This window comes from Thiocystis violacea (genome assembly GCF_016583575.1).
GTDB classification, from domain to species: Bacteria; Pseudomonadota; Gammaproteobacteria; order Chromatiales; family Chromatiaceae; genus Thiocystis; species Thiocystis violacea.
The window spans coordinates 1-745 of record NZ_NRRG01000161.1 but is presented as its reverse complement, the minus strand read 5'-3'; the positions used below and the strand labels follow the sequence as shown (position 1 = coordinate 745).

General features: G+C 65.6%; 1 protein-coding gene. It reads left to right on the top strand.

The genetic code is table 11. The features are described 5' to 3' along the window. Positions 1-745 (top strand): TonB-dependent receptor (locus CKO27_RS23970; RefSeq protein WP_476718514.1); only part of this gene is annotated, 745 nt, incomplete at both ends.

The following is a 745-nucleotide window of genomic DNA, read 5'->3' as shown; positions in this document are numbered from 1 at the left end:
AGCCAGGCCATCGGCTCCAATGCCTACCAACGCAGCTTCGCGCGGCTCGACAGCGGCACCTTTGGTCCGGACCTGCGGGCCTTCGTCTCCGGGTCCTATACCGATGCGGACAAATGGAGAGGGGCCGGCTCGCTCGGGCCGCGCCAGAACCTGGCCGCGGGGCTCGGCTACGGTCTGGACCAGGGCGGCCCGACCGTCGAGCTGTTCTTCAATGCGACCGACCACGACCGCAACGACATCCGCGCGCTCGATTATCGCCAAGCGCGCAATGTCGGCCGCTATCGCGACTTCGACTATAACAGCGGGCGCACCGGCGACCCGGCCATCGATGTCGATTATTTCGACTACTACCACACCAGCACCGAGAACCGCGATCTGCTGGCGATCGCCAGCCTGCCGCTTGCCGCCGGCACCCTCAGCGTCAAGCCCTACTATGCCAAAGAGCAGGCGCAGATCCGTAACGGCAAACAGGACCGCGTGCGCGATCTGAATCGCTACGGGATCAATGCCGATTTCGTCGGCGAGGTCGCCGGACTCGAGATCAGCACCGGCTACTGGTGGGAGTCGGCCGATCTGGAGAAATCGGTGCGGCGGATGCAGATCACCCCGACCGGGCGCGAGGCGGACGGCTGGGTCTATCTGGCCGAGAACGACGGCCGCGGCGCCATCCACAGCCCCTATTTCCAGCTCGGGCAGCAGCTTGGGCGTCTGCGCTGGCAGGCCGGCATCAAGTACTTCCGCTACA